Here is a 14,420-nt window from a genome sequence, read left to right on the forward strand (position 1 = left end):
TGGAATGGAAATGCAACAGCAGTTTTTTTGAATTGAAACGTACAACTCCTATTACAAAGCAGAGATATGTACCTTACAACAAAGCCTGTTGAGTACAGAAATTAGATCATTTAGACGGTATATTTCAATTAATATAAGTATAACTATTATAAATTATTGACAAATGTACGTACAAAAAATATACTAAGGCTGTCAGAAAAGGAAAGCGCATTCTTTTCAATAAACCGGAATATGAATTCATTTCAATCATCCTAAGCCAAAACTATTTTTACTTTTACCTACTGTGGTCAGAGAGGGGACTACGTGATCATGAGTCATGTGGATATGAAAGAAGCGATTACCAAGGGAACAACTTCACTAGGCATCGAATTTGGATCGACACGGATCAAGGCGGTGCTGATCGACGAACGTTTCGAGACCATCGCGTCAGGCAGTTTTGAATGGGAAAACCTCCTGAAAGACGGATATTGGACGTACAACCAGGAGGATATTATCACAGGTCTTCAGACCGCGTATCGTGAAATGAAGCAAGACGTGGAACGGAAATACGGAATCACGTTGCAAACGGTAGGTTCCATCGGATTTTCCGCCATGATGCATGGATATATCGCATTGGATAGTGCGGGAGAACTGCTGGTACCGTTCCGGACGTGGCGTAACGCGACTACGGGGAAGGCTGCGAGAGAGCTTACGGATCTTCTTCAGTTCAATATCCCGGAACGCTGGAGCATCGCCCATTTATACCAAGCGATCTTGAACGAAGAGGCTCATGTGCCTCGCATCGACCACCTGACAACCTTGGCTGGCTACATACACTTGCTGCTGACGGGTAATAAAGCCATCGGTATTGGCGACGCTTCGGGCATTTTTCCAATCGATGAGTCTACGCATAATTATCACCCATCTATGATCAAGCAGTTCGATGAACGGATCGCAGACAAAGGCTATTCGTGGAAAGTCGAGGAACTTCTTCCCAAGGTGTGTCTCGCAGGTGAGAACGCTGGTGAGTTAACCGAAGCGGGAGCCAAGCTACTGGACCCTTCGAATGATTTGCAGTCAGGCATTCCGCTCTGTCCGCCGGAAGGTGATGCGGGAACGGGCATGGTGGCAACGAATAGCGTGAGAAAGCGTACGGGCAACATCTCCGTCGGCACGTCCGTGTTCGCGATGATCGTATTGGAAAAGGAATTATCCAAAGTGTATCCCGAGATCGATATGGTTACGACGCCGGACGGTAGCCCTGTGGGCATGGTTCACGCCAATAACTGCTCCAGCGACATCAACGCCTGGCTGGGCTTGTTCCGTGAATTTTCCGAGGCGATGGGATACGAAGTGGATACCGGCAAATTGTTCAGCGTGATGTTTAATAAGGCGTTGGAAGCCGACCCGGATGGTGGCGGCTTGCTGAGCTACGGATATTACTCAGGTGAAAACATTACGGGTCTCGACAAAGGCCGTCCATTGTTCGTCCGCTCACCGGAAAGCAACTTTAATTTGGCGAATTTCATGCGCACGCATTTATTCACTGCTTTCGGTGCACTCAAGCTTGGCATGGATATTTTGACGAAGAACGAGCATGTGGCAATTGACAGCATTTTGGCTCATGGAGGTCTGTTCAAGACCCCTGTTGTCGGACAGCGGATCGTAGCTGCAGCGATGAACGTGCCGGTGTCAGTGATGTCTACAGCGGGTGAAGGCGGTGCATGGGGAATGGCGCTTCTGGCCTCGTACATGATCAACAAGGATCAGCAGGAGAGCCTGGATGTGTTCCTTGAGCAGAAGGTCTTCCATGATGTTGAGGGTGAGGAAGTTGCACCGGATGCATCGGATGTCAAAGGATTTGAAGCTTTTATCGAACGTTACCGGAAGGGCCTCGCGATTGAGCAGGCGGCGGTAGATCATCTGGTAGAGAACGGGAGGGGCTAACACATGTTAGAACAACTGAAAGAAGAGGTCTATGAGGCGAATCTGGAGCTTCCTAAGCACGGACTGGTGAAGTTCACATGGGGTAATGTCAGCGCGATGGATCGGGATAGCGGTCTGTTTGTCATCAAACCGAGCGGTGTCAGCTATGACAAGATGAAACCAAGCGACATGGTTGTGGTCGATCTGGACGGTAATGTGGTAGAGGGCGAAATGAGACCTTCTTCTGATACCGCCACTCACGCGGTACTGTACAAACATTACCCGGAAATCGGCGGTATCGTGCACACCCATTCCACTTGGGCGACCATCTGGGCGCAAGCCGGATTGGACGTACCTGTGATGGGAACGACGCATGCTGATACCTTCTATGGTGCCGTACCTTGTGCCCGTTTCTTGAACCAGGGAGAGATCGATCGCGGCTACGAAGCGGAGACAGGCCATGTCATTATCGAGACGTTTGAACAGCGCGGACTGGATGTGATGGCGATCCCGGCTGTTCTGCTTCATGGTCATGCACCGTTCACATGGGGCAAAGACGCCAAGTCGGCGGTGGTGAACAGCGTCGTGCTGGAGGAAGTGTGCAAAATGAACCTGTATGCGCGGCAATTGAATAACTTTGCCAAAGAACTGCCACAAGGCATTTTGGATAAACACTATTTGCGTAAACACGGAAAAGACGCGTACTACGGGCAGAAGTAATTAGTACTGACCTTATGTAGTGCCTGATTTTTACACGGTAACGGAGAGTGCAGAACCAATCTGAAGAAGCGGAGCGCTCGCGTTTATCACAGGATTTTCCCTTTAAAAAAGGGTTCAAAAAATCCGGGGATAACCAGCGATCGGAAGATGGTACTGCAATCGGAGCAGTAAGTGTAAACCCATATGTTCGACTATAAAAATGAAATGAGGATGATTACATGTCAACAACAGCAGCTAAACAGTTTTGGTTCGTCGTAGGTTCACAGCATCTGTACGGGGAAGAAGCACTGGGCGAGGTTAAAGCCAACGCACAGAAAATCACGGATGCTCTCAATGCAAGTGGCGTGCTGCCATACCCGCTCGTATTGCAGGATTTGGCGGTAAGCGCAGATAAAATCACGAGCATCATGAAAGAAGTGAACTATCGTGACGAAGTGGCGGGTGTGATCACCTGGATGCATACGTTCTCACCTGCAAAAATGTGGATTCGGGGTACGAAATTGCTGCAAAAACCGTTGCTTCATCTGGCGACACAATTTAATGAAAGCATTCCTTGGGCGACGATCGACATGGACTTTATGAACCTGAATCAAGCGGCTCACGGTGACCGCGAATATGGTTTCATCAATGCACGCCTGAGAAAACAAAACAAAATCGTTGTTGGCTACTGGGAGCGCCCAGAAGTGCAGCAGCAGGTTGCGGATTGGATGGACGTAGCGGTTGCCTATAACGAAAGCTTCAACATCAAGGTTGCTCGTTTTGGCGACAACATGCGCAACGTGGGCGTGACCGAAGGAGATAAAGTGGAAGCACAGATCCAATTCGGATGGACAGTTGATTATTTCGGTATCGGCGACCTTGTGCAATACGTGAATGTCGTAACAGAGCAAGAAATCGATGATCTGATCGCTCAGTATGCGGAGCTGTATGAATTCGATTATGGCACAAACAGCAAAGAAGCTTGGGAAGCTAGCGTACGTGTACAAGCAAGTTATGAAATTGCGATTAAACGTTTCCTGGACGAAGGTGGATACAGTGCCTTCACCACCAACTTCGAAGATCTGCATGGTATGAAGCAGCTTCCGGGTCTGGCTGTACAACGCCTGATGGCCCAAGGGTATGGTTTCGCAGGTGAAGGCGATTGGAAAACGGCTGCACTCGACCGCCTGCTTAAAGTTATGGCCCATAACGAAAACACGGGCTTCATGGAGGATTACACGTACGAAATGGCGGCTGGTCAAGAGGCGATCCTTCAATCCCATATGCTTGAAGTTGACCCGACACTCGCCAGCAATAAACCGAAAATCATCGTGTCCCCACTGGGTATTGGCGATCGTGAAGATCCTGCACGTCTCGTATTCGACGGCAAAGCAGGAGAAGGTGTCGTGGTATCCATGGCAGACTTCGGTACGCATTACAAACTGTTAATCAACGAAGTATCCGCATTTGAACCGACGGTTCCAGCGCCTAATCTGCCAGTAGCCCGTGTACTGTGGAATGTGAAGCCCAACTTCCAGGATGGGGTCAGAGATTGGATCGAGAATGGCGGCGGTCACCATACCGTAGTTTCCTTGAACCTGACAACAGACCAGATTGTTACTTATGCTAAATTGGTGAACCTGGAGTACGTTGTGATTAAATAAGTTTTGTTATTCATGAACTCATACAAATTCTTTCCTTATGGCCGGGGGATTCCCCGGCCCTTTATCTTGCTCTGAGACGCATGGTATTTGGTCAGAAACGGATCTTGTGCTCTCTCCAAGACAAAGGATAATGTTAGTACCGTCGTCTACGTTCTATTTTGCTATAATAGCCCAAAGGAGGTTATCCATTAATGATGCATACCCAAGAAAGTTTACTCCACCAACTGCGCAAGCTCGGTATCGACGACCAAGGAACGCTGCTCATTCACTCTTCCATGAAAAGCATGGGCGAAGTCGAAGGCGGCGCGGATACGGTGTTGGATGCATTGACCGAGTATATGAAGGAAGGACTGCTGGTGCTGCCAACGCACACATGGTCCACGATCAATGCGGACAATCCGATGTTCCACGTGGAATCTTCACCCTGCTGCGTCGGTATTCTGCCTGAGCTGTTTCGCAAACGGCCTGACGTAGTACGTTCTTGGCACCCTACACATTCGGTAGCTGCTCTGGGACGGGATGCCGAAGCATTTACGAAGGACGATCATCTTTTTGATACACCATGTGCCAGAGGCTCTGCCTGGGGTAAGCTGCTTGATCGGAAGGCCACCATCCTTTTGGTCGGCGTTGATCTGAGGAGGAACACGTTTATCCATGGCATCGAAGAATGGGTGGACATCCCGGCAGGTTAACGGATGAGCCTGAGATGTTAAGCACAGTTTTACCCGATGGAACCGAGATTTCGGTACCTTCACGTAGACATTGCGGATTGTCGTGGTCGGAGCACTTTTGGAAAGTGGATGACGTTCTTGAGCGTAAAGGAGCAATGCGTAAGGGGCAGCTTGGTGATGCAGTCGTCAGAGTATGCGATGCGGCGATGTTGACAGAAGTAATCACGGACATGCTGGAAGATAATCCGGATTTGTTCTCGGACAATTTACCTTTGGAAGCGATGTACGAATGAGGAGTGGGCCGTCCGGTGACGGAGGGCTCTATATACGCATTTCCGTACCTCCTACGACAGCTAACAAGGTCTTCTTCCCTCCCGGTTTGCATCCAAACGTTCAAATTCTTTCACGAAAACGCAAAAATTGCGAAAAATTCAATCAGAGGTTGGCTGGATTGCCATTGTATGGGCTACTCAGTCCAGTAGCGGTATGATAAGATGTGGTTAATTTAACCAATAGCACATTGTAGGAATATCTTTTATAGGTTTATCGAAGGTTCACATTAGCGTAAGCAGCGTTATGAAATACCCCAGTTCAATACTATCCTCGTTGTCGCATGCAAAAAGGAGAAGATTCGTGAGCCCATTAGTATGGTATGATCTCTTTCTATTCGTCCTATTGTTTGGTGTATACGTATATGTTTTTGCTACAGTTAGAATTACGAACTTACATAAGGTTTACTTTTTGTTTCATGGGTTGATGATGCTGTGGCCATTCTGTCAGTTTGCGAGTACGTTGACGGATGATCCCGGCTTGCAGTTGTTCTATGTTACGTTATCTTTTGTCGCGGTTTCCTTGCTCGGGGGCGGTTGGCTGCTGCTTACCATCTTTATTACTGGTGAGGCGGAGCGATTAGGCAAAATAAGATCCTTCCTGCTATTTATTCCCGCGGTTATTGGCGCTGTAGGCGTGGTCCTGAACCCGTGGAGCTGGTTTGTAACTCCGCTGGAAGGCGGTTATGTTGAGCGGGCCTATGGACCCTGGTTCTGGGTTGTCATGGCTGTACTCGTGAGCTACTTTGTGACTTCCCTCTTTATTTTGTTCCGGGCACTTTATTCTTCACGAACGTCCACCATGATTAAAAACCAGGTGAAAGTTACGCTATGGGGCATATTCGTGCTGGCTGTTTTTGCAACCATCGACGCTCTGCTTAATGTAGTTCTAAGAGCGTATTTACCCTTCATTATTCCCGGACTGACGTCGCTGGGGATTTTCCTGTCTGACCTTTTCTTCGTTTATGTGATTAAAAGATACAATGTGTTCGATCTCGTTTCCATCGCCCATGAGGATGTGATCAATACCATTCCTTACGGCATCCTTGTATTGGATGAGAATGAGATGATTATTGAATTGAACAAAGCCTCCCGATCCTTCATGGATCTGCATGTGGGGATTCTTTTGATATGGAAGCATTTCTGAATTCTGTTCGTGTAGAGGGCAGCAGTCAGACGTTTCTGGATCAGTATAAACAAAAGGACAATATCCTGTCTCAAATTGAAATTATCACGCAGCGCGACATTATGCGTCATTATATTCTCCAATCGTCTCCGATTGTGGATTCTTCTCGTAAACCTATTGGTCATATCGTTACGTTCCAGGATGTCTCTCAAGAGCGCTTCTATGTCAAAGAAATGAATCGACAGAATGAGACGCTTCAGGAGCGCAATCATGCCCTGGATCGCATTCGTCTGGAGTTGTCCGAGGCCAATCGCAAGCTGGAGGAACTCGCTCTAACGGACAGTCTAACCAACTGCTACAACCGCCGTTACCTGACCCAACACCTGAATCACGAGGTCATCACCAACATTCAATACAAAACACCGTTTTCACTCATACTCCTGGATATTGATTACTTCAAAGCGATCAATGATCGCTACGGACATGTCATCGGGGATGAAGTGCTGCAACGCACCGCTCAGGCCGTCAAAGAATCCATTCGGAGTACCGATATTCTAACGCGATATGGCGGGGAGGAATTTATGATCTACCTTCCGCATACCGAACGCCAGTTAGCCCAACAAATAGCGGAACGCGTGAGATTAGCGGTGGAGTCGAACCTCATTGTGGTGGATCATGAGATCGAACAGGTGTCTATTACGATTAGCATAGGGATTTTGTCTATTGAGGATTTTGAATGTGAGCATGTACCGGACAATCCGGAGGGGTATTTGATTCAGCTGTTCGCTGCGGTAGACAAGGCGTTGTATCAGGCGAAGCAGAATGGCCGTAATCGGATTGAGTTTGGGGAGTTTGAGCGGGTTGTTCTGTGAGAATATTTAATTGAATTGTGGATATAATGGTTATATAATTTAAAAAACGTCCAATTTTTAAAAATAGAAAGGTGATTTTATGAAGTATGAGAAGTTATCTAAGCTATATTATAAATTGGATCATGAGTCGTATCATATTGAATTAAACAAAAGAAAAGAAAGCTACGGTAGTTACCTAACAGGATTAATGATCAGAGGGTTTAGAAAAGGACAGCAACTACCAGAATCTTTCGAGCTGTTTTATGTAAATACTCATCAATTAATGACTCTGAATAATCAGGTCTTATTAAATAGCTCCCAAATTTCTCTGCTTATTAGTAAGCTGCCTGATTTTATAGTAAAACCTTATTTTGATAAGCTTATTATTAATGAGGCTCAGAGTAACAACGAAATTGAAGGAATACGTAGCACAAAGAAGGAATTACAAGACGCTTTAAATGAAGTGGGAAAGTCGGAGCCTAAAAACAAGAGATTTCAGGGACTCATGAAAACATATCGCTATATGGATCAAATCAAGCCTTTTGAACATGTTCACGATTTTAGGACATTATATGACGATCTAGTGGCAGATGAAATTAAACTCGAGGACATTCCTGATGGTGATTTGTTCCGTAAAGGTCATGTCGAAATAAATGATGGCTTTGTTACAACACATATTGGTGTAAGTTCTGAGAAAAATATTGTTGAAGCCTTGGGAGCACTCGTTAATTATCTAAAAGATGAATCACATCCCCCACTATATCGGTACATGGTTGCTCATTATTATTATGAGTACATTCATCCATTTTATGATGGTAATGGACGAACAGGCCGCTTAATAGTGGGAAGTTATCTATCCCATTATTTGGATAAGTATACAGCTATAACATTTTCTTATGCCGTAAATAGGGATAAACCCAAGTATTATAAGGCATTAGAGGAAATAGCTTTTCCTTTGAATCAAGGAGATATGACGTTTTTCTTAATCCATATGCTTGAATTACTCTCCAGTGGACAGAGTGGGATTATTGAAGATCTCGAAATAAACCTAATGAAACTGGAGAGAATTAAGGAATATATGAATAGCGATCGATGGGAAGAATATAAAGATGAACGAAACATATTATATTTAATCGTTAGCATTAATGTATTTGTAGCGGATAAAATGATCTTGTCTGTGCAAAATTTAATGGAACTGTCTAATATGTCCAGACATATGATCAACAAAGTCATGGATTATTTAGTTCAAGAGGGATATGTTAAATTAGTAAGTAAAAAACCAAAATCGTATCAAGTTTGTGATGGTTGTATTGAAACGATTTTATCTACATGAATTTTTAAGCTCTTTCCTGAAAGCCTGGAAAGGGCTTATTTTAGTCTGAAAATCTAAATATACATTATTATAGGCATTATCGGCTCTGATGTGTATAACCCTCTTCAGCAAAGCTGGCTGATTAATTTAGGTCATTTATCTACTTAGAAAGAGAACAGCCATAAGCTAAAGCTTAGCTTCAAAAAGCATTCTTCAACTCGTTTATGATTTTTTTCATAATTTCAATTTGGTTCTTCTTAAGCTCGTTAATGACTACAGAGTATTCATCAATTGCATTACGTCGTAGTGAGATTTCTTCATCCTCATCTATAGCAATGAATACATCAGAAGTTGAGACTTTTAGAGCTGTAACAATTTTTTCCAAGGTATCAATAGAAAAATTTCTTTCCCCACGCTCCACAGAACCTATATATGCATCATCGAGTCCCGAGTGCTCTGCAAGTTGTTGTTGTGTCCAACCCTTCGCCTTTCGAATTTCTCTAATCCGTTCTCCAACTGAATTCCGTAATGTTGACATATTAACCACCTCTCCTAAAGGTTAGGAGAGTATCGTTGTAAATAGCAGAGATATAAAGGCGGTAAAATATATTGAAAAAGCTGCGATTAAGTACTATATTTATTTTATTGTACTACTTCTTTGGAGTTTCTAAAAGGAAAATAATTAATTAAGCTGTGATATTACGGAATTAGCATACTTCTTATCCTATCCCAAATTAGAGGAGGAAACATTTTGCGAGCATCTATCCTAAAATCACTCAAACCAGACATCATTGTTGAAATGTTGGACATGGCTGTGGCTTTTGAAAATTGGAAAAAGGTGATGGAGAGGGCGGACATGTTATATCAATGTGTGCAGTCTATCCATGAAGAGCGGCAGGAGTATCAGTCAAAGGGAGTGCATGCACCAGATATACACATTGAGCGTCCCTTGGTCTACTATTACGGGTTCAGTCATTTGATGCGGGGTATGGCTCACCAGAAGATGGGACAGGTGGATCAGGCGCGGGCGTGTATCGACCAGTATGCAGAACTAGGATGGATGGAAGAGCTGGATGAGGCGGGAATGCAGGTAGTTCAGGAGTTTAGGCATCGAGCACAGGTGAATCGGTATGCGCTGGAGATTAATGCGGGGCATGCAGAGCTGCTGGAGGAGTATGTGAATTTTCTGCTAGGGCACCCAGATGAATGTATAGCAGGTCTGAGAACGATTGTGGGGCGGCGGTCCGGTATCGATGGCAGATTGATCGAGTTTTACATATGATTGCGAGTCAGGTTCAAGGTAGTGGCAGAGAAATAGATTCTTCAAACAACGATCATATGTACCATTACTGTTTTCACCGGGCTTTATACGAACAAGGGATGGGGAGGCAAAAGAAAGCGGTGGAGTTCATTTTGCAGGCGCTCAGGTTAGCGGATGAGCTTGAGATGAATCCGTATTTCAAAAAATGCGCAGCACTACTAGAATCGTTGCGGGAAGATGCGACAGTGGAGCAGATTGGGCGGTATCGGGCTTTTTTGGAGGAGATAGGGTAAGGGGGATTTGCTGGTGATAAGTGCTTTGAAATGGGTAAATGCATATAGGACCATAGCACCGATGAGTGGTACAGCTTATGTTTTAGAAATGGTCAAATCAGGATGTTAGCCGGATGGTCTGTCATACAAACTTCTGCTAACATTGGTTAATCCTATTTTAAATGAGCGGAGAAACGTATGAGTACAATCAAAGTAACCCCTGAGCAACTACATCACGTATCGAATCAGGTGGATCAGGCCAAACAACAGTTGGAGCATATACGTGGTGATCTGACGAGACAGATCATGTTCATTCAGATGATGTGGATGGGTGCGACGCAGGAGCGGTTTTACTATGAGTTTGAGCAATCGCGCCCTATACTGGATAAAGCGCTGGAGAGTATGGTGAACACATCCAAGGAATTGAAGGACATCGCTACGCGCTTCCAGGATGCAGATGCTCAGTTGGTAAGTCTGGGTGGTGCAACTGGAGCAGTCGGTGCCGCGGCTATGATGACCAAATCAGCAGGTGATTCAAGCTCGGGTGATAAGGGCTATCGGATGGCATATAACTCTATGTTTGGAAGATGGATGCCTGTGAACGAGAAAGGTGTTACGGATCAGGCTGCCCTTCAGGCTTATGAGAAGGATCAGGGAAATCTGGACTTTAATCGCATGCAAGCTGTGAAGGTTGAACCGCCTGGGGAAGATATATTTACACTACAGATCAAGGCATTTCAGAATGGAATACATCCCTATACAGGTGAATCTGTCTCTGATTCTTATGCTCAAACCATGGTTACCTCTCTAAAATTTGCCCAAGTGTTTATGGCGATCCAGATGGTTCGCGGGAGCATGCCGGGCGGCAAGGGGCCATTTCGCTTACCATCATCTAGTCCAGCCGTGACGAAAATTAAGAAGAATATGGAGGCTGCTAAAGAGAAGACAGGTAAGGACCAGGGCATAGGTTCTAATGGAAAGATAGAAGCTAATAAAAAATTCTCTGATATGAATGTAGATGAACAATTAGCTATATCAAAACGATATGCTCAAACTGCTCCAATTGAGATTCCTGAAAGTGCGAATATGAAAGCTAAATCAATGAATGATGGCTATGAACAGATAACCTATAAATGGAGTGACGAGACATATAAGTATGAAGTTAGATGGCACACTAGAACATCTGGTGCCCCTATTGACCAAGGGAACACGTGGGTAATTCAAAGAACAATTCCGGGTAATGGGGCAACAGGCCACAGTCTTTTTACAAGATTGGAGAAAGCGAGTGGGTTGAGGGGTATAAGTGGTATGATGCAATAGCTGCACGAAAAGCAGGTACTGCTACGCCGGAACAAGTCAGGATTTTAGATCAAGGACATTGGAAGGAGTAATACGATGAAAGAAGAACTAGTTAATGATTCCTTTTATGTTGGATTTGAAGGGCAACCCGAGATATTAATTCTTTTTGAGAACCCTATCGAAAGGAATATTCTGAAAATGTGGAATGGATATTTTGAGACATTATTAGATCTTATGTGCCAGTATGAGTCTACAGACAATGGTATTCTACAAGGATACTATGCCCATGAAGGTTGGTATGAGGAAAGTCCATGGGAAATACAGGACCTTGATTCAGCTATTCATTTATTTAATTCCTTCAATGTGAGTAAAGTAACTGGTGAGCAAATAGAGAATGTTAAGAATATTGTTCCTACTCTCCCAGAAGTAGCACATCAGATATCAACATTTTTAGAACTAGCCAAAACGAACGGTTGCAGCGTGTATATTGAATACGACTGATTGAAATCAAGGAACATACTTTCAAACGATAACGCAGTTACCAGGGCTGTATTTTTAGTCGTTACCTTGTATACGTAACTCTAAATAGGTTTAATAAAAATTATATCGAGCCTGTTCAAAACTGGACACGCTAGGAAATTCTTATGTGAAGGTAATTTGCTGCGGTTATTTAGAAGTTGCTGAATTAATAGATCAAGGATTAGATGAAGCAATTCAATACATCGATCTTTACGACCGAAAATAAAATTCTTTGAGCAAGGCGGGAGTTTTACCATAAGACAAGGCGAAATGGTTGTAAGTGGTGCAGCATCCTCATAAGTATTAGAGACATCTAAATATTTCAGTACAAGATATTAGCGACATCGCTATATAGAGAGTTGATAAGGAATGATAATAGATGAACTAAAATTAAGTGCTAGTATTTTAAATCAAGATTTCTATAAATAAAAGCGACAACGACCGATTGAACTCTTTTCAGAGTTAATCGATTGTTGTCGCTTGTTAACAAGTGGAAAGATTAGATAAAAAAACTGAAATTAAGCTATAAAAATAAGAGATTTTTATACAGGCATTGCAAACAAAATTTCCTCAATGTCAAGCTTACTCAATGCCCTTGCTCGTTGGTTGATATGTCTGTAATTTGTAAAATCCCCATAATGACTAGAAATATGGTCATTACAATAAGAGCAGACCCAATCCAGAGCATTGTTTTTCTGTTTTGACTACTAATTTCCAGAGCTCGTCCACGAATAATAAAAATAATGCCTACGACCAGCAATACCACACTTATTATAATCATCAACGTTCTCCCTCATAATTTTTTTTGATTATTCTTAGTCTATAACATTAAACCCATCTAAATCATTATATTATAAGTTAAAGTTTTAAAATATAGAAAAAGCGAAGCCGGAGCTTCGCTTTTTTGTACTTAATACTTAAAAGTGATTTTTGATTCCTTTAACTACAAAATCAGCAGTACTTGAGAGATCCTTGGTATTATCCAACCAACCTTCAATGATTTGTCCAATCTCAATCAATGTTTTCTGGCTCGCGCGTGTTGTATCTCGTAGAATTGCAAAGTTCCCTTCGTGCGCCACTGTACCATATTCCTTAGCAATGGCCTGGGCGAATGCTTTGGACGCTACTGTACCTTCTTGATAGAATGGACCAATTCTTCCTTTGTAAGTGTTAACGTGGATACTTATCAATGCCGATACAGCGGGCATATTTTGATTGATATAATTAACGCGTTTATTAATATCATCATCAGCATTAGTTCCACCAAAGTCTTTATCGGTAGTTCGAGTCATATAGACCTTTGCACCTTCTGCTTCAAGCTTGTTCTTAAGGATATTACTAAAATTTAGAGTTACTGTTTTTTCTTTACGACTTCCAGAAGTTACACCGTCATACTTGCCACCATGTCCTGGATCAATAATAAAACTTTTTCCGCTTAAACTCATATAATTAACCACCTTTTGTTATGATAAGACATCCTGTTCAGGATTGCCTCTCACATATAAGGGAAATCAAAAAACATTTTATACAACCAGTGATTTTTTATTATTAAATTATTTAGGTTACAGGGAGATAAGGATACACCTGTCAATTTAAAATTGTATATTTATTTGCTTTACAGTTTAGAAGTCTAGATAAACTTCTAGTTATTGGATTCTATAGCTTTCTAAATATGATGAAAAATGCTATAATAAAATAAGAACAAATGTTCTGTTTTTGGTTGTAATTTCAATTTCATACTTCCCTATATATTAAGTAGAACAAATTAAAATAATAAAAGGGGATGAGGAATGAAACAATCACAACCACAAACAACATACGAACGCTATAAGACAGAAGTTTATCGTATTGGTTGGAGAGTGCAATATCGTGCTAAAAAAGTAAAACAACGTGAGTGCTCTATTAATGATATTGAATTCCTTGGGGGGAGTTTCATAACAAACTTGGAGAATAAAATTATGGTAGAGCAACTATTGCAATCGTTACCTCCCCAAGGCAAGACTATCCTACACAAAGTTTACATTGAAGGTCATACTGAAGCAGAAGTTGCACAGCATTTAAATATGAGTCAACAGGCGGTGAACAAATGGAAGAAAAGGATGCTCAAACAATTATCCCAGAGGATGAATTCGTTGAACTAATTGTTGCAGCTAAAACTCAGGATTCTACAGCTATTATTAAATTGATTGAATTATTTGAAGATGATATTAAGCGTTTGAGTAAGTTTATTTATTTACCTGATGAAGATGCGTTTGCAGAAATAACAACAGAATTTTTAGAGTTTGTTATGCAAGGAGAACTGTACAATGATTAAGTTCCCTTACGTAATGAGGTATTCAATACCCTTAGTCAGAACACTCTTTTAAAAGCGTTCGGGCTAAAGGGTTCCTTTAAGAAAATATATTTAAGATGCAGCATGTTGGCATCCAAAACTGAACAAGAACTATATTATAAAGATACATATAATTTCGTTGGGAAGATTGTTAATTTATACAGAAGAAATAAAAATATT

The 14,420-nt window shown here is 42.7% G+C and carries 15 protein-coding genes and 1 pseudogene; 13 read left to right on the plus strand and 3 right to left on the minus strand.

What is annotated here, in order from left to right; genetic code table 11:
• The first annotated feature begins 309 nt into the window (after nt 1–309).
• From ACTWJ7_RS02630 to ACTWJ7_RS02660, 7 genes and pseudogenes are all read left to right on the plus strand, one after another.
• Nucleotides 310–1,926: a xylulokinase gene (locus tag ACTWJ7_RS02630; protein WP_079348337.1), complete on the plus strand. Its 1,617-nt coding sequence runs from the start codon at nt 310–312 to the stop codon at nt 1,924–1,926.
• A gap of 3 nt (nt 1,927–1,929) precedes the next feature.
• Nucleotides 1,930–2,625: an L-ribulose-5-phosphate 4-epimerase gene (locus tag ACTWJ7_RS02635; protein ID WP_024629599.1), complete on the plus strand. Its 696-nt coding sequence runs from the start codon at nt 1,930–1,932 to the stop codon at nt 2,623–2,625.
• Between the two features lie 218 nt (nt 2,626–2,843).
• The gene (gene araA, locus ACTWJ7_RS02640) at nt 2,844–4,268 is read left to right on the plus strand and encodes an L-arabinose isomerase (protein WP_301880572.1); all 1,425 of its coding nucleotides are present in this window, start codon (nt 2,844–2,846) and stop codon (nt 4,266–4,268) included.
• Nucleotides 4,269–4,462: 194 nt separating this feature from the next.
• Nucleotides 4,463–5,232 (plus strand): annotated as a pseudogene (locus tag ACTWJ7_RS02645) (AAC(3) family N-acetyltransferase).
• A 340-nt stretch (nt 5,233–5,572) separates the two neighbouring features.
• A complete protein-coding gene (locus tag ACTWJ7_RS02650; protein WP_443145097.1) occupies nt 5,573–6,415 on the plus strand; it encodes a histidine kinase N-terminal 7TM domain-containing protein in 843 nt (280 codons plus the stop codon).
• Entirely contained in the window at nt 6,400–7,266 is an 867-nt protein-coding gene (locus ACTWJ7_RS02655) for a GGDEF domain-containing protein (protein WP_443145098.1), read from the plus strand. Before ACTWJ7_RS02650 ends, ACTWJ7_RS02655 begins: the two co-directional genes overlap by 16 nt.
• Before the next feature lie 79 nt (nt 7,267–7,345).
• Nucleotides 7,346–8,578: a Fic family protein gene (locus tag ACTWJ7_RS02660; protein WP_079348334.1), complete on the plus strand. Its 1,233-nt coding sequence runs from the start codon at nt 7,346–7,348 to the stop codon at nt 8,576–8,578.
• Nucleotides 8,579–8,756: 178 nt separating this feature from the next.
• On the opposite strand, the gene ACTWJ7_RS02665 is transcribed toward ACTWJ7_RS02660, so the two are convergent.
• Nucleotides 8,757–9,095 carry a helix-turn-helix domain-containing protein gene (locus ACTWJ7_RS02665; RefSeq protein ID WP_079348333.1) on the minus strand — a complete coding sequence of 113 codons (339 nt, stop codon included), beginning with the start codon at nt 9,093–9,095 and terminating at the stop codon, nt 8,757–8,759.
• A 213-nt stretch (nt 9,096–9,308) separates the two neighbouring features.
• Between ACTWJ7_RS02665 and ACTWJ7_RS02670 the strand changes: the two genes are divergently transcribed.
• From ACTWJ7_RS02670 to ACTWJ7_RS02685, 4 genes are all read left to right on the plus strand, one after another.
• Entirely contained in the window at nt 9,309–9,839 is a 531-nt protein-coding gene (locus tag ACTWJ7_RS02670; RefSeq protein WP_301880571.1) for a hypothetical protein, read from the plus strand.
• Complete coding sequence (locus tag ACTWJ7_RS02675) at nt 9,836–10,111, plus strand: hypothetical protein (protein ID WP_443145099.1); 276 nt, start codon at nt 9,836–9,838, stop codon at nt 10,109–10,111. The genes ACTWJ7_RS02670 and ACTWJ7_RS02675 overlap by 4 nt, the downstream gene beginning before the upstream one ends.
• A 177-nt stretch (nt 10,112–10,288) precedes the next feature.
• Complete coding sequence (locus ACTWJ7_RS02680) at nt 10,289–11,410, plus strand: WXG100 family type VII secretion target (protein ID WP_443145100.1); 1,122 nt, start codon at nt 10,289–10,291, stop codon at nt 11,408–11,410.
• Between the two features lie 75 nt (nt 11,411–11,485).
• A complete protein-coding gene (locus ACTWJ7_RS02685) occupies nt 11,486–11,890 on the plus strand; it encodes a hypothetical protein (RefSeq protein ID WP_079348329.1) in 405 nt (134 codons plus the stop codon).
• Between the two features lie 604 nt (nt 11,891–12,494).
• Here ACTWJ7_RS02685 and ACTWJ7_RS02690 read toward each other — a convergent pair.
• Both ACTWJ7_RS02690 and ACTWJ7_RS02695 read right to left on the minus strand, forming a co-directional pair.
• A complete protein-coding gene (locus tag ACTWJ7_RS02690; protein WP_024629606.1) occupies nt 12,495–12,689 on the minus strand; it encodes a hypothetical protein in 195 nt (64 codons plus the stop codon).
• A gap of 136 nt (nt 12,690–12,825) precedes the next feature.
• Nucleotides 12,826–13,353: an N-acetylmuramoyl-L-alanine amidase family protein gene (locus ACTWJ7_RS02695; protein ID WP_024629607.1), complete on the minus strand. Its 528-nt coding sequence runs from the start codon at nt 13,351–13,353 to the stop codon at nt 12,826–12,828.
• Nucleotides 13,354–13,866: 513 nt separating this feature from the next.
• Here ACTWJ7_RS02695 and ACTWJ7_RS02700 point away from each other — a divergent pair.
• Nucleotides 13,867–14,049 (plus strand): RNA polymerase sigma factor, encoded by a 183-nt coding sequence (locus ACTWJ7_RS02700; protein ID WP_443146333.1) that lies wholly within the window; start codon nt 13,867–13,869, stop codon nt 14,047–14,049.
• The gene (locus ACTWJ7_RS02705; RefSeq protein WP_024629609.1) at nt 13,995–14,222 is read left to right on the plus strand and encodes a helix-turn-helix domain-containing protein; all 228 of its coding nucleotides are present in this window, start codon (nt 13,995–13,997) and stop codon (nt 14,220–14,222) included. The genes ACTWJ7_RS02700 and ACTWJ7_RS02705 overlap by 55 nt, the downstream gene beginning before the upstream one ends.
• The last annotated feature ends 198 nt before the right edge of the window (nt 14,223–14,420 follow it).

The organism is Paenibacillus sp. 1A_MP2, assembly GCF_052244825.1.
GTDB lineage: Bacteria > Bacillota > Bacilli > Paenibacillales > Paenibacillaceae > Paenibacillus > Paenibacillus vandeheii.

Excerpts from the sequence above, each read along its gene's own strand:
- ACTWJ7_RS02675 (WP_443145099.1), top strand. The coding sequence starts at position 9,836 with ATGATTGCGAGTCAGGTTCAAGGTAGTGGCAGAGAAATAGATTCTTCA.
- ACTWJ7_RS02685 (WP_079348329.1), top strand. The coding sequence starts at position 11,486 with ATGAAAGAAGAACTAGTTAATGATTCCTTTTATGTTGGATTTGAAGGG.
- ACTWJ7_RS02695 (WP_024629607.1), bottom strand. The coding sequence starts at position 13,353 with ATGAGTTTAAGCGGAAAAAGTTTTATTATTGATCCAGGACATGGTGGC.
- araA (WP_301880572.1), top strand. The coding sequence starts at position 2,844 with ATGTCAACAACAGCAGCTAAACAGTTTTGGTTCGTCGTAGGTTCACAG.
- ACTWJ7_RS02630 (WP_079348337.1), top strand. The coding sequence starts at position 310 with ATGAGTCATGTGGATATGAAAGAAGCGATTACCAAGGGAACAACTTCA.
- ACTWJ7_RS02655 (WP_443145098.1), top strand. The coding sequence starts at position 6,400 with ATGGAAGCATTTCTGAATTCTGTTCGTGTAGAGGGCAGCAGTCAGACG.
- ACTWJ7_RS02705 (WP_024629609.1), top strand. The coding sequence starts at position 13,995 with ATGGAAGAAAAGGATGCTCAAACAATTATCCCAGAGGATGAATTCGTT.
- ACTWJ7_RS02665 (WP_079348333.1), bottom strand. The coding sequence starts at position 9,095 with ATGTCAACATTACGGAATTCAGTTGGAGAACGGATTAGAGAAATTCGA.
- ACTWJ7_RS02690 (WP_024629606.1), bottom strand. The coding sequence starts at position 12,689 with ATGATTATAATAAGTGTGGTATTGCTGGTCGTAGGCATTATTTTTATT.
- ACTWJ7_RS02635 (WP_024629599.1), top strand. The coding sequence starts at position 1,930 with ATGTTAGAACAACTGAAAGAAGAGGTCTATGAGGCGAATCTGGAGCTT.
- ACTWJ7_RS02680 (WP_443145100.1), top strand. The coding sequence starts at position 10,289 with ATGAGTACAATCAAAGTAACCCCTGAGCAACTACATCACGTATCGAAT.
- ACTWJ7_RS02660 (WP_079348334.1), top strand. The coding sequence starts at position 7,346 with ATGAAGTATGAGAAGTTATCTAAGCTATATTATAAATTGGATCATGAG.
- ACTWJ7_RS02700 (WP_443146333.1), top strand. The coding sequence starts at position 13,867 with ATGGTAGAGCAACTATTGCAATCGTTACCTCCCCAAGGCAAGACTATC.